Consider the following 19,001-nt stretch of genomic DNA (forward strand, 5'->3'; position numbering starts at 1 on the left):
ACTTTGCCGCGCTCCGAGGGGTAGCTTCAAGTAGACCGAACAGTCTGTTTGAGGAGAGTCATGCGAAGCACCACCGGCTGGCAGGCCGACGGACACGCGCTGCACCGAGTGCCGCTGTCCCGCCGTGACCTGCGGCCCGACGACATCGCGGTGCGCGTGGACTTCTGCGGGGTCTGCCACACCGACCTGCACTCGCTGCGGGCACACAACGGCGACGACGTGCTCGTGCCGGGTCACGAGTTCACCGGCGTGGTCGTGGACGTCGGCTCAGAGGTGACCGAGTTCCGGGTCGGTCACCCGGTCGCGGTCGGCAACATCGTCGACTCCTGCGGCGTGTGCACGATGTGCACGGCGGGTCAGGAGAACTTCTGCCGTGAGTTCCCCACGCTCACCTACAGCGGGACCGATCGCCACGACGGGACGACGACGCTGGGCGGCTTCTCCCGCGAGTACGTGGTGCGCGAGCGGTTCGCCCATCCCCTGCCGTCCGGGCTCGACCCGGCGGCCGCGGCGCCGCTGCTGTGCGCCGGGATCACCGTGTGGGAACCGCTGCGCGCCCTGGGTGTCGGTCCGGGAACGCGCGTCGCGGTGGCCGGCCTGGGCGGGCTGGGCCACCTCGCGGTCAAGTTCGCGGCGGCGCTGGGTGCCGAGGTGTCGGTCGTGAGCCGGTCGGCCGACCGTGCGAGCGACGCGATCCGGCTCGGTGCCCGCGACGTCGTCGTCTCCACCGACCGGGACAGCACCGAGGCGGCCCGCGACAGGTTCGACGTTCTCATCGACACCATCCCGGTCCCCCACGACCTCGGCCCGTACCTGCGGCTCGTGGCGATGGACGGGACGCTGAGCCAGGTCGGCTACCTCGGCACCCTCACCGTCGAGACGATGGACCTGCTCCTCGGCCGCAAGAAGCTGAGCTCCGGTGGCAGCGGCGGTCTTCCCGCCACCGCCGCCATGCTGGAGTTCTGCGCCACCCACGGCATCACCGCCGACGTCGAGGTCCTGCCGTCCGCCCGCGTCGCCGAGGCCCTCGACCGGCTCGACCGCGGAGACGTCCGCCACCGGTTCGTCCTCGACCTGTCCGACCTGGACTGACGTGCCGCGACAGCGCTGATCACTTCCAGGGCGTCCGGCGGCTGGCCCGCGGCATCTTGGCGATCTTCGCTTCCGCCTGGTCCTCGTCGATGATGCCCGCGGCGGCTCGCCACCGCAGCTTCTCGGCCACGACATCGGCGAGCGGTGCGTCCGCGAACTTGCGCCAGCGCTTCGACGGGAGACGTTCGCGCTTGAGCTCGGACTCGATGTCATCGGGAAGGGCCTGGACGAGCACCACGTGCTCGCGGCGCCGGTCCGCCCGGACGTTGACGCGCTTGTTCCTGGCGATGGCCTTGCGCGAGCCCTTGTCGCTCTGCCCGTAGGAGTTGCGGGCGTCCCTGGCGTAGCTCAACGCCTTCTTCTCCTGCGGAGATCTCCTGGTCACAAGCCGATCCCAACAACGAGCGCACCTGATTTGCTCAGGCGTGCTAAGTTTTGCTCATGCGAGCAAAGTCCGTGACCGAGCAGGCCCGGCGGGCGCAGATCGTGGCGGCGGCGATCGCCACGATCGCGGAGCTGGACTACGCGGAAACGTCGTTCAAGGCCATCGCGGCGCGTGCGGGGCTGAGCAGCACGGGGCTGATCTCGTACCACTTCAAGAACAAGCAGGAGCTCGTCGACGTCGTGTTCGCGGACATCTTGGAGCGCTTCCAAGGGTTCGTGCACGCGCGGATGGGCCAGGCGAGCGCTCGCGAGGAGCTGCGGGCGTTCCTGAGCGCCAACATCGCGTTCCTGCGCGAGCACCGCGCCGACATGGTGGCGTTCCTGCGGATCAGGGCCCACGCGGCGGTGACGGACGGGGGCATCGCCGACTCCGATCACGTGGCGCTCGCCGACCTGCTCAGACAGGGGCAGCAGGCCGGCGAGTTCCGCGTGTTCGACCCGGACGTGATGGCGGTGTTCGTCCTCGCGATGCGCAACGGCGTCGTGCTGCGGTCCGGGTCACTCGATCTCGACGTCTGCGAACGGGAGTTGGTCGCGGCCGTCGATCTGGCCACAGGGGGTTGATCATCGTGCGTCGGGGCACGTTGTTGATCGCCGCATTGCTGCTGGTGAGCGCATGCGGGAAGGGGGAAGCCATGCCGTCGGAGATTGTGGAGACCGACGCTGGACGGCTGAAGGGGGAACAGCGCGACGGGCACCTGCGGTTCCAGGGCGTCCCGTACGCCGTCGCCGAGCGGTGGAAGCCGCCGGTGCGCGCCGCGGCCTGGAGCGGGGTGCGGAAGGCCTTCGAGCCCGGCAGTCCGTGTCCGCAGGTCGGGTCCAGCTACTCGGAGACGAAGAGCACGAACGAGGACTGCCTTTTCGCCAACGTCACGACCCCGTCGGCCACCGGCCGCAAGCCGGTGCTGGTGTGGGTGCACGGCGACGGCGCGATCGGCGCCGGGCACTACTTCGACGCGGAACGCCTCGCACGGCAAGGAGACGTCGTCGTGGTGACGTTCAACTACCGGATGGGGGTGTTCGGCGGGTTCGGGCTACCGGGACTCGAGCACTCCGGTGAGTTCGGGCTGCTGGACCAGCGCGCGGCGTTGGAGTGGGTCCAACGCAACATCGCCGCTTTCGGCGGAGATCCGGACAACGTGACGTTGTTCGGGGTGTCGTTCGGCGCGACCGCGGTCGGCGCCCACCTGATCGGCCAGCGGCCGCTGTTCCACAAGGCGATCATGCACAGCTCGTTCACGCTGGTCGACGTGCCGCGCGGCGCCTGGTACCCGGATCTGGAGGCGTTGCCGTCGCTCGCGTGGCGGCCCGTGCCGGAGATCCAGGAGATCGGCGCGGTGATCAGCTCCGAACTGGGCTGCGCGGACGTCGAGTGCCTGCGCCGGCTGCCGGTCGAGAAGCTGCTCGACCACTCGCAGATCATGAACATCTTCCAGCCCGTCGGCTACGGCGGCTCAGTCCTGCCCCGGCTGCCGGGCGACTCGCTGGAGGCGGGCGAGTTCGCCGGCGTACCGATCCTGGCCGGGGCGACGCGCGACGAGCACAACAGCTTCGTCGGGCTGTTCCGTCCGGACCCGATGTCCACTGAGGACTACTCGCGGCTGCTGCGGGAGGCGTTCCCCGGCCGCGCGGCCGAGATCGAACGCGAGTACCCGGCCAGCGCGTTCGCATCGCCGAAGCAGGCGTGGGCGACCGTGCTGACAGACCGCATGTGGGCGCGTGCGACGTTCCGGCAGAACACGCTCTACGCGAAGAAGGCGCCCGTCTACGCGTTCGAGTTCGCTGACCGCAACGCGGCCACGAATCCGGAGTTCCCCAAGGAACTGCACGGCGCGAACCACTCGTCGGATATCGACTACCTGTTCCCCGATGAGGACTTCACCGAGGACCGCGGCCTGTCCGACCACATGATCGAGGCGTGGACGGACTTCGCCCGCACCGGAACACCGGGGTGGCCGCGGTTCTCGGAGGGGCAGTACGTGCAGTCGCTGGCTCCGGGCGCGATCGGACCCGTCGACTACGCGGCCGAGCACAGGCTGGTGTTCTGGAACTAGGCCATGGCCTCGGCGGACTCAGCGTCGCCAGGTCGGCGGCGGGGACGTCGAGCAGGGCGGAGAGATCACCGAACGTTGACCGCCTTGGCGACGGCGGCCTGGTTCATGTTCCGGTTGCCCAGCAGGCGCATTACGAGCGGGCCGGGGCCGTCGCCGTCGAACCTGGCCGGGATGGCCTCGGGGCTCGTGCGGTTTCGCCGAGGAACCGATCGCACGAGTGCGCGCACCTCGGCCTGCGCGCCGCGGCTCAACGGCAGGTAGGCGCGCAGCAGACCGGGGATGCATCCGCCGGCTGTCCTGTCGAGCGGCGCCAGTTCTTCCGGCATCGGCTGGGAGACGATCGCGATCCGGCCGATTCGTGCAGCTTCTCCCCCATGCGCACGAGCCTAGGCGCGACATCGCTACCCTGGATCACGTGCCAGGCACCCGCAGCTCGCGAACCCGCGCGTATCTCGCGCGGGTCTTCGCCGTGCTCGCGCTGGTCGCCGGGATCGCGATGATGCAGGGCACGCCGTGCGAGGCGGAGTTCGCCTGGACCGCCCAGTGCCCGACGTCGAGCACGCACGCGGTCGCCCACTCCGCTCCCACCGACGACGGCGGGCTGATCGAGGGCATCCTCGTCGCCGGAGCCTGCCTGGTGGTGGCGCTCGCCGTGCTGATCGGGCTCGCCGTGCTGCGGCGGTCCGGCTCGTTCCAGGTGCTCTCGGTGCGCCTGCCCGCTGTTCTGTCCCCTCCTTCACGTCGGCTGGAAGTGCGGCTGACGCAGCTCTGCGTGCTGCGCGCCTAGGCCGAACCCGTTCTGCGGGTCCGTCTTCCTTCGCCACACGTGGAGTTCTGCCATGTCGAAAAACGCTCGTCTGTCCCTGATCATCGTCGCCGTCGTGGCGGTCGTGGTCGCCGGCTTCCTCCTGTTCAGCCGCAACGACACCACCGCGGCACCCCAGTCCGCCGACGGCAGGGTGACCGTCGTCGAGTACCTCGACCTCGAATGCCCGTCGTGCCGCGCCGCCTACCCCGGCGTGGAGAGGCTGAAGACCGAGTACGGCGAGCGCGTGACGTTCGACGTGCGGCACTTCCCCATTCCCAGCCACCGCAACGCCGAACTGGCCGCCGTCGCGGTCGAGGCCGCGGGCGCGCAGGGCAAGCGCGACGAGATGTTCCGGGTGATGTTCGACGCGCAGCAGGAGTGGGGCGGCCGACAGACGTCGCAGCGCGCCGCGTTCACCGGCTTCGCCCAGCAGCTCGGCCTCGACCAGGCCGCGTTCGACAAGGCCCTGGACGACCCGGCGCTGCTCGACCGCGTGCTCGCCCAGCGCACCGAGGGCAGCAAGGCCGGCGTCACCGGCACGCCGACGTTCTTCATCAACGGAACCAAGTTCACCGGCGCGCCCACCTACGACGGGCTGAAGGCAGCGATCGAGAAGGCGCGTTCGTGAACCGGATCGTCGCCTGGGTCCTCGCGGCCGGCGGGTTCGTCGGCCTGCTTGCGTCGTTCGTGCTGACCATCGAGAAGATCGCGCTGCTCAAGGACCCGTTCTACGTGCCGACGTGCAGCATCAACCCGGTGCTGAGCTGCGGCTCGATCATGAAGACCGCCCAGGCCGAGGTGTTCGGGTTCCCCAACCCGTTGCTCGGCATCGCGGGCTTCGCGGTGGTGACGACCCTGGGCGTGCTGCTGCTGGCCGGGGTGTCGCTGCCGTCGTGGGTGTGGATCGGGCTGCAGGTCGGCGTGACGTCCGGCGTGCTGTTCGTGCACTGGCTGATCTTCCAGTCGCTGTACGAGATCGGCGCGCTGTGCCCGTACTGCATGGTCGTGTGGGCGGTGATGATCCCGATCTTCTGGTACACGACGTTGCGCAACATCAGGCCGACGTTCCAGTTCCACAGCGTCGTGCTGATCCTGTGGTACCTGGTGATCGCGGGCGGGGTGCTGCAGGCGTTCTGGTTCTACTGGTCGTCGCTCGTCTAGCAGCAGCGGTCCCAGCCTGGCATTCGTCAGGCTGGGACCGCTGCTTGGATGTCGGCGTGACCGCATACGACGTCGCTCGTCTCCTGCCCGCCATCCCGGAGCTGCGCGCGTTGTGCCGTGCGCTGGCCGCGCTGGACGTCGTGCTCGACCCCGAGAGCGACGAGCGCCACCACCGTTACGACATGGCTTGGGCGCTTGGTGAGGAGTTGGCGTCCATGAACGACGGCTCGGGCAACGAGTACTCCGTCACGTTCACGGCCGCGGGGGCGTACGTGCGCGGGTTCGACCACGAGTCGCCGATGAGCCCCTACGCCACCGACGACGAGAAGCCGTGGCCCGGTGTGCTCGACTCCGTGCCCGACGTGTTCCGGGAGTGCGTGGAGGAACCGGCGTTCTCCGATGAGTTCGGCACGCCGTCCGTGACGGTGTGTTTGTGGCGTGAGCACAGCGACACCGCCTGGCGGCACGGAGACATCACCTTCCCCGACGGGGACGAGGACGGGGCCGACTGGCTGTTCTCCCTGCTGACCGACCGCACGCCTGAGGCCTTCCAGGACTGGGCGCAGGACTACTACGAGATGCCGGTCGACCTCGACGCGGTGCGGCACGTCTACGCCGGGCAGCCGTTGACCGCGGAGGTCGTGACCGCGCTCAACCCCGGCACCACCCTGGCCGCCGTCGCCGACCAGATCGTCGCGACCGGGTATCCGATCCGCTGACGTCCCTAGGCACTCTTGGCAGTACCGAGCAGCGTGCGCAGCCCGCCGATTCCCGTGAAGTGGTGCCCGCGCATCCCGGTCAGCTCCGCGGCCCGCACGTTCTCCAGCCGGTCGTCCACGAACAGGATGTCGTCGTCGCCCAGCGCGTCACGGCACCACTCGAAGGCCGCGCGGTCCGGCTTGGCGTGGCCGATCCGGCACGAGAACGCGCGCACCTCGAACAGGTCGAGCCACGCGTAGGTGCGCTCGAAGTTCCGGGCGTGGTCCTCGGGGATGTTGGACAGCAACGCGATGCGCCGGCCCGCGTTGTGCAGTTCGTGCAGCAGCGCGACCATCTCGTAGTCGACCCGGCTCCAGCTGGCGACGTCCTTCTCGACCAGCGGCGGGTGGCCCACGAGGGCCCAGTACTCGTCGGCTGTCACGTCGCCGCGGTCGTAGGCGGGGCGGTGGGCCCAGTAGGCGTCCCAGAACTCCGGTTCGGTGCTCATCGTGGCCATGACCTCGGGTGACTGGTCGCGGGCGATCACGCCGAACATGTCGAACAGCACGATCATGCCGTCACCACCGCGACGCCCGCGGCGGTCAGGCCGTCGTCGCCTTCCGCGTCGGTGACTACGGCGTCCAAAGAGGACACCGGGACGACGTGGGCCAGGGCCGTGCGGGTGAGTTTCGAGGCGTCCACGGCGGCGATGACGCGGCGGGCCGAGGTGATGGCGGCTCGTTTCACCGAGGCGTCCTCCAGGTCGAAGGCGGTCAGGCCGTGTTCGGCGGAGAGGCCGCAGCAGCCGATGACCGCGGTGTCGAAGCGCAACGCCTGCAACGAGGCCAGGGTCAGCGGGCCGGTGAGTGCGAGCTCGCCGGGGCGTGGGCGGCCGCCGGGGACGAGCAACGTCAGGGTCGAAGAAGAGGACAGGGCGTTCACGGCGTGCAGGGACAACGGCATGACGGTCAGGCGTCGGTCGTGCAGCAGGCGGGCCACTTCGAGGCACGTGGTGCCGCTGTCCAGGACGACCGACTCGCCGTCCGCGATCAGGGCGGCCACGGCGGCGGCGATGCGGCGCTTGGCGGGCGTGTTCTCGTCCGAGCGCAGCGCGAACGGGGGTTCGGAACCGCGCAGGAGCAGGCTCCTGGCGCCGCCGCGGTAGCGTTCGAGGACGCCCTGAGCTGCGAGGACCTCCAGGTCACGGCGAATGGTCATCTCGGAGGCGCCGGTCAGCGACGCCAGGTCCGCCACACCGAGCGAGCCGGCGTCGCGGACTGCCTCGGTGATCTGCTTCAGTCGGGACACGGTCGTGATTGAACATCAGTGATGTTCGAAACTCAATCTTTCGAACATGCGAATCGTTCGTTAGCGTGTGGCAAGTGAACGCTCTCAAGGCCGCGCGGGTCGCCACCTTCACGTACTTCGCCCTCAACGGGTTCCTGCTCGGGCTGTGGCTCGTGCACATCCCGACGGTCGAGGACCGCACCGGCATATCGCACGCCGAACTCGGCCGGTTGCTGCTCCTGCTCGGCCTGGGCGCGTTCATCGGCATGCGGCTCGGCGGCAAGTTCACCGACCGCGTGGGCGTGAAGCTGGTCGTGCCGCTCGCCGGTGTCGTGTGCAGCGTGACGGCGTTCTTGCCCGGTGCGGCGGTCAACCAGTGGACGCTCGGTGCGGCGCTGCTCATCTTCGGCATCGGCAACGGGCTGATCGACGTCAGCATGAACGCGCACGCCGTGGTGGTGGAGCGGCACTACCAGCGTCCGGTGATGTCGGCGTTCCACGCGACGTGGTCGCTGGGCGGTGTGGCCGCCGCCCTGACCGGTGCCCGCACGCTGAGCTGGGAGCTCTCCCCCGCCACGACCCTCGGCGCCGCGGCTGTGCTCGGCGTGGTCGTCAGCCTCGTGACCGCCAGGTTCCTGCTCGACGAGAAGGAGTCGCAGCACGCCACCGAGCAGGCCGGCAAGCGCAAGGCTCCCCGCCGGATCTGGATCATGGCGGTGCTCGCCCTGCTGGTGATGCTGAGCGAGGGCGCCGCGAACGACTGGAGCGTGCTGCACCTGCAGGACGTCCTCGACGCGTCCCCGCAGATCGCCGCGCTCGCCTACGGCGCGTTCGCCACGACGATGACCATCGGCCGGCTGCTCGCGGACCGGGTCACCGCGAAGATCGGGCCGATGGCGGTGCTGCGCTGGGGCTCGGCGATCGGTGCCGCCGGCATCGCGACGGCCGCGCTCTCGCCGTGGATCTGGCTGGCGCTGGTGGGCTGGGCGATCGCCGGGATCGGCCTGTCGGGCACGGTGCCGCAGCTGTTCAGCGCGGCCGGGCACGCCGAACCGGGTGCCGCGGCCGCCAACGTCTCGCGCGTCGCGGGTCTCGGCTACCTCGGCGTGCTGGCGGGACCGGCGGTGATCGGCTGGCTGACCCACCTCGTGCCGCTCAACATCGCGTTCCTGCTCCCGGTCGCGCTGTGCCTGATCGCGGCGCTGTCCGCGGGCGTGTTGCGCAATGATGCCGCCGAGGAGAAGGTCACGGCGTAAGAATGCGCGCATGGATCTCGCCACTCTGGATCTCACCACCGCACACCTCGCCGACGCGTGCATCCGGGCGGACATCCCGGTCCGCACCGTCTCCCTGACGCCGGTCATCCCCGGCACGAAGACCGGTGGCCGCGTGCTGCCCGCCCGGCACGCGGGCAGCGTCGACGTCTTCCTGGAGGCCATCGAACGCAGCGAGCCCGGCGACGTGCTCGTCGTCGACAACGACGGCCGCACGGACGAGGCCTGCGTGGGCGACCTGATCGTGCTCGAAGCGCAGAAGGCCGGGCTCGCGGGCGTCGCCATCTGGGGGCTGCACCGCGACACCCAGGACATCAGGGCGATCGGGCTGCCGGTGTTCAGCCTCGGTGCGAACCCCACGGGGCCGTTGAGCCTGCGCGACCGTGCGCCGGAGGCTCTCTCGACGGCCGAGGTCGGCCAGTGGACCGTCACCTCCGACGACATCGCGTTCGGTGACGACGACGGCGTGCTGTTCGTGCCGGCGTCCGAGGCCGCCGCGCTCATCGAGAAGGCGCGCGGCATCCGGGATGTCGAACGAGCGCAGGCGGACCGCGTGCGGCAGGGTGAGTCCCTGCGCGGCCAGCTGCGGTTCAGCGAGTACCTGGACAGCGGTCTGACGTTCCGCGAACACCTGCGCAAGATCGGCGGCGCCGTCGAGGAGTGAGGCCATGACATCGATTTCGGCCAGATACCGGGTTCGCGCGGACGCGTTCGAGGCGAAGGTCGCCCAGGTGAAACCCGACGCATGGGACAACCCCTCACCGTGTGCGCAGTGGACGGCACTTGAGGTCGTGGACCACGTCATCGAGATGCACGGCGTGATGCTCGGCCATCCGATCCCGCGCACCGAGGACCCCCTCACGGACTTCCAAGAAGCCCGTCGCCAGGTCCAGGAAGCCTTGGACTCGGACCGAGCCGGCAGCGAGGTCTCCACACCCGCCGGCCCGATGACGCTGCAGGACCACGTCGACCAGGTCGTGAGCGACGACCTGGTGCTGCACGGCTGGGACCTCGCCCGCGCCACCGGCCAGGACGAGACGATCCCGGCGGCCGACGTGGAACGCCTCTGGGCCACGGCGACGTCGGTGCCCGCCGACCTGATGGAACGCTTCCGCACACCCGGCGCGTTCGGCCCCGGCATCGAGGTCTACGGCGCCGAGATCCCGGTGCCCGACGACGCTCCGCTGCAGGACAAACTCCTCGGGTATGTGGGCCGGGACCCCATGTCGAAAAATCTCTGAGCACTTCGACGGGTGCGTACAAGGCAGCCGCTGAGAGGAATGACATGGACTGGACCCTGGAAGTCGTCGTCGTACCGGTGTCGGACCTCGACAGGTCGAAGCGCTTCTACGAGGAGCAGCTCGGTTTCAAGGTCGACCACGACACGACGTTCAACGAGGACACGCGCGTCCTGCAGCTCACCCCGCCCGGTTCCGGCTGCTCGATCGTCATGGGCAAGGGCATCGTCAAGGGCGAGCCGGGGACGTTGAAGGGCGTGCAACTCGTCGTGTCGGACCTGGAGAAGGCCCGCGCGCAGCTCGTCGAGCGCGGCGTAGAGGTCGGCGAGATCGTGCGCATGAACGAGGCGGACGGCGGGTCGTTCATCTTCTTCGACGACCCGGACGGCAACAGCTGGGCCGTGCAGGAGATCAAGGCCCGCGCTACCGGTGGGGAGTGGAAGTGAAGTACATGCTGGTCAGCTACGGCGGCAGCCAGGAGGACTGGGAGGGTCTCGCCGCCTGGTCCGACGAGGACATGCACCGCATGATCGCCTACATGCGCGACCTGGACGCCGAGCTGCGCGCGTCCGGTGAGCTGCTGCAGTCCGAAGGGCTGAGCGGTCCCGCGCGGGCGTTCGTGGTGCGGGGCAGCGACGCCGGACCGGTCGTGGTCGACGGGCCGTTCGCGGAGTCCAAGGAGGTCATCGCCGGGTACTGGGTGGTCGACGTCGCCAGTCAGGAACGGCTGCTGGAGATCGCCCACAAGGCCTCGGCGTGCCCTGGGCCGGGCGGGAACCTCCTGAACCAGCCGATCGAGGTGCACCCGATCATGGGTGCGCCCGACGTGGACCAGGACACCCTCGCCCCGTATCAGCAGCAGCGCTGACAGCACGCGGGGACCTTTCGTACTGACATGCAGTACGAAAGGCCCCCGCGTGCGAACCAGGCAGGCTACTTCAGGTCGTACGCGCGGATGATCGTCTGCTGGACGTCACCGCCCGCGTCCGCCGCCCGAGCCTTGAACGACACGTTCTTGGCCCCGTGCGGGTGGATCAGCGTGACCTGCCAGCCCGCCCGCGTCTTGCGCAGCGGCACCGGCTTCCACGTCTTGCCCTCGTCGTAGGACACCTGCACAGCGGGGTCCTTGATGTTCGTGACGGGGCCCGTTCCGTTGCGCTCCACCGTGATCGGCACGGTGACGACGCGACCGGCGCGGTTGTTCTCGTCCAGCGCGGGCGCGAACCGGACGGCCAGCAACGGCACCGACTGGTAGAGATCGCCGGCGACGTGCTCGGAGTGGAACGACCAGTCCGCGGTGACCTTCGACGAGAACGAGTCGCGGGTCGCCTCGGTGTGGACGGTGTAGCGCTTCTTCTCCGCCGGCACGTTCGGGAGGTAGGCGTAGCCGGGTTCCGGCTGGTCGGAGATGACCTGGCCGTCCACCGTGACGGTGGTGCGGCCGGTGGTCGGCGAGGAGTACCCGTACATGCCCTGCGCGCTGTGCACGGGCAGGTCGAGGCGCAGCAGGTTGCCCACGCGTCCGGCGAAGCGCACGGTTCCTGGCGCGTGCGGCACACCTGGGCCGTAGACGGCGCTGTTCCAGTGCTCGGTCGTGGTGCGGCCGAGCTTGAACACGCGCGGTGCGACCGAGTACTGCGAGCCGAGGCTGGGCCACTCGCCGAGCTTCGTGAACTCGGTCAGCCCGCCGGACCACTCGACGCCCGGCGTGTAGAACTCCTGGAGCCGCAACGGCAGCGGGCCGGAGGCACCGTTGTCGCGCTGGCCGATCGAGCCCGGCACGCGGGCGTGCGTGACGGAGTTGACGCGGGCCAGTTCGCGGTCCTTCACGGAGCGCTGGAGGTCCGCCGGCACGCGGGTCTTCTCGCTGATCCGCACGTGGTACTGGTACGGGCTGCCGTCGAACTTGCCGTTGGTGTCCGGCTTGGCGAGCACGGACTCGGCGTAGAACTCGAACTTCGGCCACGACGTCTTCGACGGGCGCACGCGGATCGAGTCGAAGTTGGTGAGGTACCAGGTTCCGCCGGTCTCGCCCCAGTTGGCCTCCATCAGGAAGCCGAGGCCCGCGGACGCCGACTTCGCCTCCTTCTGCTCGACGGAGATCACCGGCTGGATGCCCTGCCGTGCGTCGAACACGATCTCGGTGTTGCCGGTGACCTCCAGCGCCGGTTCGGTCAGCGTGGTGATCAGGCCGCCCTTGGCCGGGTCGGGGTCACGCGTGCTGATCGTGCCGTCGAGGAAGAACTTGCCCTTGGGCAGGCGCTGCACGAGCGTGCCGGACGGGTCGAAGCGGAAGTACGCCTGCGCCTGGTCGACGTTGACGAACCGGTAGTCGTAGTACTGCGTCGGCGCGCCGTTGTGGTCGAGGAACGTGAGCTTCACGTCGTAGCTCTCGACCTCCTTCACGACGCCGACGGGCACTCGCACGCCGTCGGAGGACAGGATCACCGCGCCGTAGATGCCGTCCGCGACGGCGGCTTTGGTGTCGGCGGTGACCGTGGCGTCGGCCGTGCCACCGGCCGGGATGGTCAGCTTCGCCGGGGAGACGCTGAACAGGCCTGCGGCGGCGGGCTTCACCTCGGCGACGCTGAGGTCGACCGTCACGTCGGACGTGCCGTTGTTGCGGTAGGTCAGCTTCTGCGTGATGGGCTTGTCGTCGTCGTGCGGCCACTGCGCGGTGCCCAGCGTGAGGCTGCCGTGGTTCGTGGAGACCCCGGCGGACACGGCGCGGCCGACGTCGAGACGTCCGGCGCCCTGGTCGTAGATGGTCAGCGACGGGTTGGGCTTGGCGCTGTTCATCAGCGCCGCCTTGATGTCCTCCGCCTTCCACGCCGGGTTCTTGGCAGCGAGGATCGCCGCGGCTCCCGCCACGTGCGGGGTGGCCATCGACGTGCCGGACAGCGCGACGTGCCCGTCGCCCACGGGCGTGCCGATCTGGCCGTTCTTGGCCTTCGCGGCCACGATGTCGACGCCCGGCGCGGTGATGTCGGGCTTGACGGCGTTGTTCACCCAGCGCGGGCCGCGGGAGGAGAACTCGGCGAGCGTGTCGTCACGGTTCACGGCGCCGACGGTGAGGGCTGCGTCGGCGGACGCGGGCGAGCCGATGGTGCCGCCGGAGTTGCCCGCGGCGACGACGAACAGCGCGCCGGTCTGCTCGGTGATGCGGTTGAGCGCGAGCGACATCGGGTCGGTGCCCTCGTCGGGCCACGAGCTGCCGAGGCTCATGTTGACGACCTTGGCCTTGGCCGCGGCCCACTCCATGCCGGCGATGATGTCGCTTTCCCGGCCACCGCCGTAGTCGCCGAGCACCTTGCCGTTGATGAGCTTCGCGTCGGGCGCGATGCCCTTGTACTTGCCGTCGCCGGTGACGGTGGACGCGACGTGCGTGCCGTGGCCGACCCGGTCGTCGGTGGTGTCGCTGTCGGAGAAGTTCTTCGACTCCACGACGGAGCCCGCGAGGTCCGGGTGGGTCTCGTCGACGCCGGTGTCGAGGATGGCGACGGTGACGTCCTTGCCGGTGAAGCCCTTCTCCCACGCCTGGGGCGCGCCGACCTGCGCGGCGCTGCGGTCCAGCGACGCGGTGACCTTGCCGTCGAGCCAGATCCTGCCGGTGCCCGCCGCCCGGGCACCGGCCCAGAACGAGCCATCCTTGCCGACCGTGATCGCGTGCGCGCCGATGCTCGGCAACGACTCCGCGTTCGCCGCGCTGATCGCCTGCCCCTGCACGATCAGCGGAATGGTCTTGCCGGCCGCGTCGTCGTAGCCGGATCTGGCGAGCAGCGAGACGTCGAACAGCCGCTCGTCCAGCTCGCCGGAGTTGAGCCCCGCCTGGGCGTCGAGCGGGACGACGTGCAGGTCGCCGCGCGGGTCCTTGAACGAGCGGAACCCGACGTTCTCCCTGCCCTTGGCGCCCCTGGCCTGGACCTTGCCGTTGTGGACGACGACCTCGTCACCGGTGACGAGCGTGACCTTCGTGGTCAGCCCGTCGGCACGCACTTGCTGCTCCTGCGGTGCCGCTGAAACGGGAACGGCTGCCGTGGCGGCAACCACGACAGCCGTCAGCCCTGCGGCGATGTGTGATCGTTTCAACGCGAACTCCCCTAGTTCACTGAAGAAGGAATAGCCCTCAGTGACTAAGACACTTCGTTCGGTGGCCGCGTTGCGGCCTGGATCACATCACTTGTTCACAGAGTTGTCCGGATCGCCCGTTCGACGGCCGCCTCGACGTGCAGGCGGGTCGTCGGGAACACCGGAAGTGGCACGTCAGCCTGGGTGATCAGCAGTTCGATCTCGGTGCAGCCGAGGATCACGCCCTGTGCCCCTTCGAACCGTGCGATCACGTCTTGATAGGCCCGGCGGGACTCCTCGCGGACGATGCCGACGCACAGCTCGTCGTAGATGATCCGGTGCACGGTCGCACGGTCCTCAGTGGACGGCAGCAGCACTTTCAGGCCGTGGTCCTCCAGGCGTTCGCGGTAGAACGGCTGGTCCATGGTGAAGCCGGTGCCGAGCAGGCCGACCGTGGTGAGGCCGGCCTGCTTGATCGCCTGTGCCGTCGTGTCGCCGAGGTGGATCACCGGGACGTCGACAGCGGCCTGGACCTGGTCGAACACCTTGTGCATGGTGTTGGTGCAGATCAGCAGGAAGTCGGCGCCGCCTGCCTGGACGTGCGCGGCGGCTTCGGCGAGCGCCTTGCCCGCGTCGTCCCACCTGCCCTCGACCTGCATGCGTTCGATCTCGGCGAAGTCCACGGAGTGCAGCACGAGCTTCGCCGAGTGCAGCCCGCCGAGCCGTTCCCGTACGAGCACGTTCGCGAGCCGGTAGTACTCCGCGCTGCTCTCCCAGCTCATCCCGCCCAGCATCCCGATCGTCAACATGGGGCCAGTCAAGCACTCCAGCGCGGGTCGCGGCCGGTGGCGGCGAGCAGCCGCTCGAACGGCGACGCGTCGGCCGGTGCCTCGGCGGGTTCCTTGAAGACCTTCCACTCGACGGCCATCGGTCCCATCCGGGCGACGAGATCGGCGACCGCGGTGAGCACCTCGGGGTCGGGCTCGAAGTGCCGGCCGGTGGCCTGGGCGAGGTCGGACGCGTGGACGGTGAGGTCGAGCAGCGCCAGTTCGCCGACCGTCTGCGCGGGCATCTGCATGCTGCCGGAGATGCCGTCGGTCGCGCCGGGCTCACCCCACGCGTCGACGAGTTTCGCGGACTCGGCCGGGTAGCGGGTGCGCCAGTCCGGGTAGGACGGGGTGTGGCTGAAGTCGGCGTCCTGCTTCGCGGCGAGCTTCTGGAACTCCACGACGACGTGCAGCAGGTGGTCGAGCAGGGCGCGGACGTCGTAGTCGGCGCACGGGGTGGGCTTGGACAGGTCGTCGTCGGTGATGCCGGCGACGACGGGCAGTACGCGGTCACGGGCTCGGTCGAGCAGAACGCTGAGCTTCATGGTGCCGAGCCTATTTCCGGGCGTCTCGTCCCTCTTGAAAAAACGCGCCAACCTAGGATCGCGCTGTGCAGGGACCGCGTCGTGACACTCGGGGGATCGTGGACGCGCGCGAGCTGTTCGCCCGCGTGCGGTTCCGCCGCCGGATGCCTTGCTCGGAGTTGCAGCCGTACCTGGAGCACTACTGGCTGATCGACGGACAGTTGGACGCGCCGTACACCTCGCACGTCGTGCCGCATCCGTCGGTGAACATCGTCTTCGAGCGCGGATTCGCCCAGCCGGAGGTCGCGGGCGTCGGTCTGGGGCTGTTCAGCCGGGTGCTCGACGGGCGGATCCGGGTGGCGGGCGTGCAGTTCCGGCCCGGTGGGTTCCGGCCGTTCCGGGCCGAGCCGGTGTCGGTGTGGACCGGGCGGCACGTGCGGCTCGACGTCCCGTCGTCGCTGGTGCTGGACGTCGAGGACGAGGACGAGCGGGTGGCCGCGCTCGACGCGTTCCTGCTGGGCTCGGACCCGTGCCCGATGCCCAGGCGACGCTGGCGATGGAGCTGGTCCAACGGATCCGGGACGACCGGGAGATCCGGCGGGTGTCGGACTTCGCGCGGGACTGCGGCGTGGCGGTGCGCACGATGCAGCGGCTGTTCGCCGACTACGTCGGGGTGAGCCCGAAGTGGGTCATCCTGCGGTACCGCATCCACGAGGCGCTGGAACGGGCCGAGGCGGACGTCGAGTGGGCGCATCTGGCCGCTGACCTCGGCTACAGCGACCAGGCCCACCTCGTCCGGGACTTCACGCAGACCGTCGGTGTCTCTCCCACGGCGTATGCGCGGGCACTCACGTGAGGTACTCGCACAGCTCGACGAGGATGCCCTCGGGACCGCGGACGTAGCAGGTCTTGAGGACGTCCTTGTACATTTCGACGTTCTTGACCAGTTCGGCGCCGTGCGGTTCGAGGCGGGCGAGCGTGTCGTCGAGGTCGTCGACGGTGAAGGCGATGTGCCGCAGGCCCAGGGCGTGGATCGGCCCGCGGGAGCTGCCGTCGATGCTCTGCGGGGCCTGGAACTGGCTGAACTCGATGCGGTACCGGCCGTCCGGGGTCTTCATCATCGCGATGTCGCTGCTGGAGCCCTCGAGTCCGATGACGCCGTCGACGAACGCGCCCTCCATGTGGGCCTTGCCCTCGAGCTCCATGCCGAGCTCCTCGAAGAACGCGACGGCGGCCGCGAGGTCGGTGACGGTCATTCCGACGTGGTGCATGCTCTTGATGCTCATGCCCAGGGGACGGAGCCGCCGCCGCGTTCTCGACAGCGGAAGTGGTCCAACTTGATGGGCGATTTGTGGCTCTGTCATCTGGACCGGTTGCGCGGCAGAGTTCACCGCATGAACCTCGCATTCCTGATCACGACGTTGATCGCGGTCGCCACCCCCGGCACCGGTGTGCTGTACACGCTGTCCGCCGGTCTCGCGCACGGCCGGAAGGCGAGCGTGATCGCCGCGTTCGGCTGCACGCTGGGGATCGTGCCGCACGTGCTGGCGACGGTGACGGGGCTGGCGGCGCTGCTGCACGCGAGCGCGCTGGCGTTCGAGATCGTGAAGTACCTGGGCGTCGCGTACCTCGTCTACCTGGCGTGGGCGACGTGGCGGGACCGCAGCGAACTGGTCGTGGACACCGCGGCGGCACCGGCGTCGGCGCGCAAGGTCGTGGTGTCGGCGGTGCTGATCAACCTGCTCAACCCGAAGCTGACGATCTTCTTCGTGGCGTTCCTGCCGCAGTTCGCCACCGGGTTCGGGCAGATGGTGACGCTGAGCGCGGTGTTCATGGCGCTGACGTTCGCGGTGTTCGCCGTCTACGGGGTGTTCGCGGCGTCGATGCGCGACCGCGTGCTCGCGCGGCCTCGGGTGATGGTGTGGCTGCGGCGGTTCTTCGCGGCCTCGTTCGCGGCACTGGGCCTGAAGCTGGCGCTCACCTAACAGGCGGCGGCGCGTTCGAGCAGCAGGGTGCGCTCGCGTTCGTTGCGGGTGAGCGCGGCCGCCTTCTCGAACTCGGCCTTGGCCTCGGCGTTGCGCCCGAGCTTCACCAGGAAGTCGCCGCGCACGCTGGGCAGCAGGTGGTAGCCCTGCAACGCCTTCTCGCCCGCGATCTCGTCGACGAGTGCGAGGCCGGCGGCGGGGCCGAAGGCCATCGACAAGGCCACGGCGCGGTTGAGCTCGACGACCGGGGACGGCGAGATGCTCGCGAGCACCTGGTAGAGGGTGGCGATGCGTTGCCAGTCGGTGTCTTCGGCCTTGCGCGCGCGGGCGTGGCACGCGGCGAGGGCGGCCTGCACGTAGTAGGGGCCGGGGGGCTGGTTGAGGGCTTCGGCGCGTTCGAGGGCTTTGAGGCCGCGGCCGATGAGCAGCCAGTCCCAGCGGCCCCGGTCCTGCTCGAGCAGCAGCACGGGTTCGCCGCGAGGGCCGGTGCGGGCCTTGGTGCGGGAGGCCTGGATCTCCATCAGCGCGACCAGGCCGTGGACCTCGGCCTCCTTGGGCGCGAGTTCGGCGAGCACGCGGCCGAGCCGCAACGCCTCGGCGCACAGTTCGGGGCGCAGCCAGTCGTCGCCCCGGGTGGCGGAGTAGCCCTCGTTGAAGATCAGGTAGATGACCTCCAGGACGCTGGCGAGCCGGGTGGCGAGTTCGGGACCTTCGGGGACCTCGAACGGCACGCCGGCGTCGGCGAGCGCCTTCTTGGCGCGCACGATGCGCTGGGCCACGGTCGCGTCGCTGACCAGGAACGCGCGGGCGATCTCCTCGGTCTTGAGGCCGCCCAGCATCTTCAGCGTGAGCGCGACGCGCGCCTCGGTGCCCAGGACCGGGTGGCAGGCGGTGAACATGAGGCTCAGCAGGTCGTCGCCGATCTCGTCGTCGATGCCCTCGCTGGCGTCCGGGGTGGCTTCCTGGACGTCGCGGCCGATCTCCTCGACCTTGCGGCTGAGGTTCTCGCGCCGGCGGATCTGGTCGATCGAACGCCGCTTCGCCGTGGTCATCAGCCACGCGCCGGGATTGTGCGGCACGCCTTCGGCCGGCCACTGCTCCAGGGCCGCGACCAGCGCGTCCTGGGCCATCTCCTCGGCGAGCCCGACGTCGCGGGTGTACCGGGCGAGGGCGGAGATGACCTTCGCCGACTCCATCCGCCAGACCGCGTCGATGGTGCGGTGCACCGAGGTAACCCCCATGGGGGAATCACACCACAGCCACCTGACGTATTTCCACGACGCACGCGGGCAGCGCGATGCGCTTCATCCGCTCGACCGCTTCCTCGCGGTCGCGCACGTCGATCAACCAGTACCCGGAGACCCCGGACGCGTCCGGGACGAGGTCACCCGCGTCGAGCAGCACGCCCGCGCGCACCAGCGCGTCCCCGTGCAGTGCCGTCAACGGAATCGCGCTCCTGACGAAGACCATGAACCGCACCGGACCTCCTCGTTCGCCGTCTACCAGGACGTCGAACGAGGAGGTGCCGAAATCGACGCGA

The 19,001-nt window shown here is 69.5% G+C and carries 25 protein-coding genes; 15 read left to right on the top strand and 10 right to left on the bottom strand.

The genetic code is table 11. The features are described from left to right. Positions 1-60 precede the first annotated feature (60 nt). Positions 61-1,092, top strand: a complete 1,032-nt coding sequence (locus tag AB0M48_RS20875; protein WP_363844324.1) for an NAD(P)-dependent alcohol dehydrogenase — start codon at positions 61-63, stop codon at positions 1,090-1,092. A gap of 19 nt (positions 1,093-1,111) precedes the next feature. On the opposite strand, the gene AB0M48_RS20880 is transcribed toward AB0M48_RS20875, so the two are convergent. Beyond that, a complete protein-coding gene (locus tag AB0M48_RS20880; RefSeq protein ID WP_363844327.1) occupies positions 1,112-1,477 on the bottom strand; it encodes a hypothetical protein in 366 nt (121 codons plus the stop codon). Positions 1,478-1,533: 56 nt separating this feature from the next. Between AB0M48_RS20880 and AB0M48_RS20885 the strand changes: the two genes are divergently transcribed. Together AB0M48_RS20885 and AB0M48_RS20890 are read left to right on the top strand one after the other, a co-directional pair. Then, positions 1,534-2,100, top strand: a complete 567-nt coding sequence (locus AB0M48_RS20885; RefSeq protein ID WP_363844330.1) for a TetR/AcrR family transcriptional regulator — start codon at positions 1,534-1,536, stop codon at positions 2,098-2,100. A gap of 71 nt (positions 2,101-2,171) precedes the next feature. Beyond that, complete coding sequence (locus AB0M48_RS20890) at positions 2,172-3,590, top strand: carboxylesterase family protein (RefSeq protein ID WP_363844333.1); 1,419 nt, start codon at positions 2,172-2,174, stop codon at positions 3,588-3,590. 65 nt (positions 3,591-3,655) lie between these two features. On the opposite strand, the gene AB0M48_RS20895 is transcribed toward AB0M48_RS20890, so the two are convergent. Further along, entirely contained in the window at positions 3,656-3,916 is a 261-nt protein-coding gene (locus tag AB0M48_RS20895) for a hypothetical protein (protein ID WP_363844336.1), read from the bottom strand. Positions 3,917-4,005: 89 nt separating this feature from the next. Between AB0M48_RS20895 and AB0M48_RS20900 the strand changes: the two genes are divergently transcribed. The 4 genes from AB0M48_RS20900 to AB0M48_RS20915 are packed head-to-tail and all read left to right on the top strand — an operon-like array spanning position 4,006 to position 6,278. After that, the gene (locus AB0M48_RS20900) at positions 4,006-4,377 is read left to right on the top strand and encodes a hypothetical protein (protein ID WP_363844339.1); all 372 of its coding nucleotides are present in this window, start codon (positions 4,006-4,008) and stop codon (positions 4,375-4,377) included. A 52-nt stretch (positions 4,378-4,429) separates the two neighbouring features. Continuing rightward, complete coding sequence (locus tag AB0M48_RS20905; RefSeq protein WP_363844342.1) at positions 4,430-5,026, top strand: thioredoxin domain-containing protein; 597 nt, start codon at positions 4,430-4,432, stop codon at positions 5,024-5,026. Next, on the top strand, positions 5,023-5,559 hold the full coding sequence (locus AB0M48_RS20910) for a vitamin K epoxide reductase family protein (RefSeq protein ID WP_363844345.1): 537 nt from the start codon (positions 5,023-5,025) through the stop codon (positions 5,557-5,559). Before AB0M48_RS20905 ends, AB0M48_RS20910 begins: the two co-directional genes overlap by 4 nt. 56 nt (positions 5,560-5,615) lie before the next feature. After that, entirely contained in the window at positions 5,616-6,278 is a 663-nt protein-coding gene (locus AB0M48_RS20915) for a hypothetical protein (protein ID WP_363844348.1), read from the top strand. A gap of 5 nt (positions 6,279-6,283) precedes the next feature. Here the strand turns inward: AB0M48_RS20915 and AB0M48_RS20920 are convergent, their stop codons facing one another. Then, on the bottom strand, positions 6,284-6,832 hold the full coding sequence (locus AB0M48_RS20920; RefSeq protein ID WP_363844351.1) for an HAD family hydrolase: 549 nt from the start codon (positions 6,830-6,832) through the stop codon (positions 6,284-6,286). Beyond that, entirely contained in the window at positions 6,829-7,566 is a 738-nt protein-coding gene (locus tag AB0M48_RS20925) for a DeoR/GlpR family DNA-binding transcription regulator (protein WP_363844354.1), read from the bottom strand. The genes AB0M48_RS20920 and AB0M48_RS20925 overlap by 4 nt, the downstream gene beginning before the upstream one ends. 74 nt (positions 7,567-7,640) lie before the next feature. On the opposite strand from AB0M48_RS20925, the gene AB0M48_RS20930 reads away from it, so the two are divergent. Genes AB0M48_RS20930 through AB0M48_RS20950 form a run of 5 tightly spaced genes read left to right on the top strand, consistent with a single transcriptional unit; the run spans position 7,641 to position 10,925 of the window. Then, complete coding sequence (locus AB0M48_RS20930) at positions 7,641-8,801, top strand: MFS transporter (protein WP_363844357.1); 1,161 nt, start codon at positions 7,641-7,643, stop codon at positions 8,799-8,801. A 10-nt stretch (positions 8,802-8,811) separates the two neighbouring features. Next, positions 8,812-9,483 (top strand): RraA family protein, encoded by a 672-nt coding sequence (locus tag AB0M48_RS20935; RefSeq protein WP_363844360.1) that lies wholly within the window; start codon positions 8,812-8,814, stop codon positions 9,481-9,483. Positions 9,484-9,487: 4 nt separating this feature from the next. Next, on the top strand, positions 9,488-10,060 hold the full coding sequence (locus AB0M48_RS20940; protein WP_363844363.1) for a TIGR03086 family metal-binding protein: 573 nt from the start codon (positions 9,488-9,490) through the stop codon (positions 10,058-10,060). A gap of 44 nt (positions 10,061-10,104) precedes the next feature. Continuing rightward, positions 10,105-10,503, top strand: a complete 399-nt coding sequence (locus AB0M48_RS20945; protein WP_090062591.1) for a VOC family protein — start codon at positions 10,105-10,107, stop codon at positions 10,501-10,503. A 5-nt stretch (positions 10,504-10,508) separates the two neighbouring features. Continuing rightward, entirely contained in the window at positions 10,509-10,925 is a 417-nt protein-coding gene (locus tag AB0M48_RS20950) for a YciI family protein (protein WP_363845163.1), read from the top strand. A gap of 65 nt (positions 10,926-10,990) precedes the next feature. Here AB0M48_RS20950 and AB0M48_RS20955 read toward each other — a convergent pair whose 3' ends face one another. From AB0M48_RS20955 to AB0M48_RS20965, 3 genes are all read right to left on the bottom strand, one after another. Next, positions 10,991-14,053, bottom strand: a complete 3,063-nt coding sequence (locus AB0M48_RS20955) for a S8 family serine peptidase (RefSeq protein WP_363844367.1) — start codon at positions 14,051-14,053, stop codon at positions 10,991-10,993. A 188-nt stretch (positions 14,054-14,241) separates the two neighbouring features. After that, entirely contained in the window at positions 14,242-14,934 is a 693-nt protein-coding gene (locus AB0M48_RS20960; protein ID WP_363844370.1) for an aspartate/glutamate racemase family protein, read from the bottom strand. A gap of 8 nt (positions 14,935-14,942) precedes the next feature. Further along, positions 14,943-15,497: a TIGR03086 family metal-binding protein gene (locus AB0M48_RS20965; protein ID WP_363844373.1), complete on the bottom strand. Its 555-nt coding sequence runs from the start codon at positions 15,495-15,497 to the stop codon at positions 14,943-14,945. Positions 15,498-15,595: 98 nt separating this feature from the next. On the opposite strand from AB0M48_RS20965, the gene AB0M48_RS20970 reads away from it, so the two are divergent. After that, complete coding sequence (locus AB0M48_RS20970) at positions 15,596-16,153, top strand: DUF6597 domain-containing transcriptional factor (protein WP_363844376.1); 558 nt, start codon at positions 15,596-15,598, stop codon at positions 16,151-16,153. Next, the gene (locus AB0M48_RS20975) at positions 16,120-16,332 is read left to right on the top strand and encodes a helix-turn-helix domain-containing protein (protein ID WP_363844379.1); all 213 of its coding nucleotides are present in this window, start codon (positions 16,120-16,122) and stop codon (positions 16,330-16,332) included. Before AB0M48_RS20970 ends, AB0M48_RS20975 begins: the two co-directional genes overlap by 34 nt. Here AB0M48_RS20975 and AB0M48_RS20980 read toward each other — a convergent pair. After that, positions 16,325-16,747 carry a VOC family protein gene (locus AB0M48_RS20980; protein ID WP_363844382.1) on the bottom strand — a complete coding sequence of 141 codons (423 nt, stop codon included), beginning with the start codon at positions 16,745-16,747 and terminating at the stop codon, positions 16,325-16,327. The genes AB0M48_RS20975 and AB0M48_RS20980 overlap by 8 nt on opposite strands. A 123-nt stretch (positions 16,748-16,870) precedes the next feature. Between AB0M48_RS20980 and AB0M48_RS20985 the strand changes: the two genes are divergently transcribed. Continuing rightward, complete coding sequence (locus AB0M48_RS20985; RefSeq protein WP_363844385.1) at positions 16,871-17,461, top strand: LysE family translocator; 591 nt, start codon at positions 16,871-16,873, stop codon at positions 17,459-17,461. Here the strand turns inward: AB0M48_RS20985 and AB0M48_RS20990 are convergent. Further along, positions 17,458-18,702 carry an RNA polymerase sigma factor gene (locus AB0M48_RS20990; RefSeq protein ID WP_363844388.1) on the bottom strand — a complete coding sequence of 415 codons (1,245 nt, stop codon included), beginning with the start codon at positions 18,700-18,702 and terminating at the stop codon, positions 17,458-17,460. The two genes, AB0M48_RS20985 and AB0M48_RS20990, sit on opposite strands and share 4 nt — an antisense overlap. A gap of 7 nt (positions 18,703-18,709) precedes the next feature. Then, complete coding sequence (locus tag AB0M48_RS20995; protein WP_363844391.1) at positions 18,710-18,940, bottom strand: hypothetical protein; 231 nt, start codon at positions 18,938-18,940, stop codon at positions 18,710-18,712. Positions 18,941-19,001 lie beyond the last annotated feature (61 nt).

This window comes from Lentzea sp. NPDC051208, assembly GCF_040682435.1.
Taxonomy (GTDB): Bacteria; Actinomycetota; Actinomycetes; order Mycobacteriales; family Pseudonocardiaceae; genus Lentzea; species Lentzea kristufekii.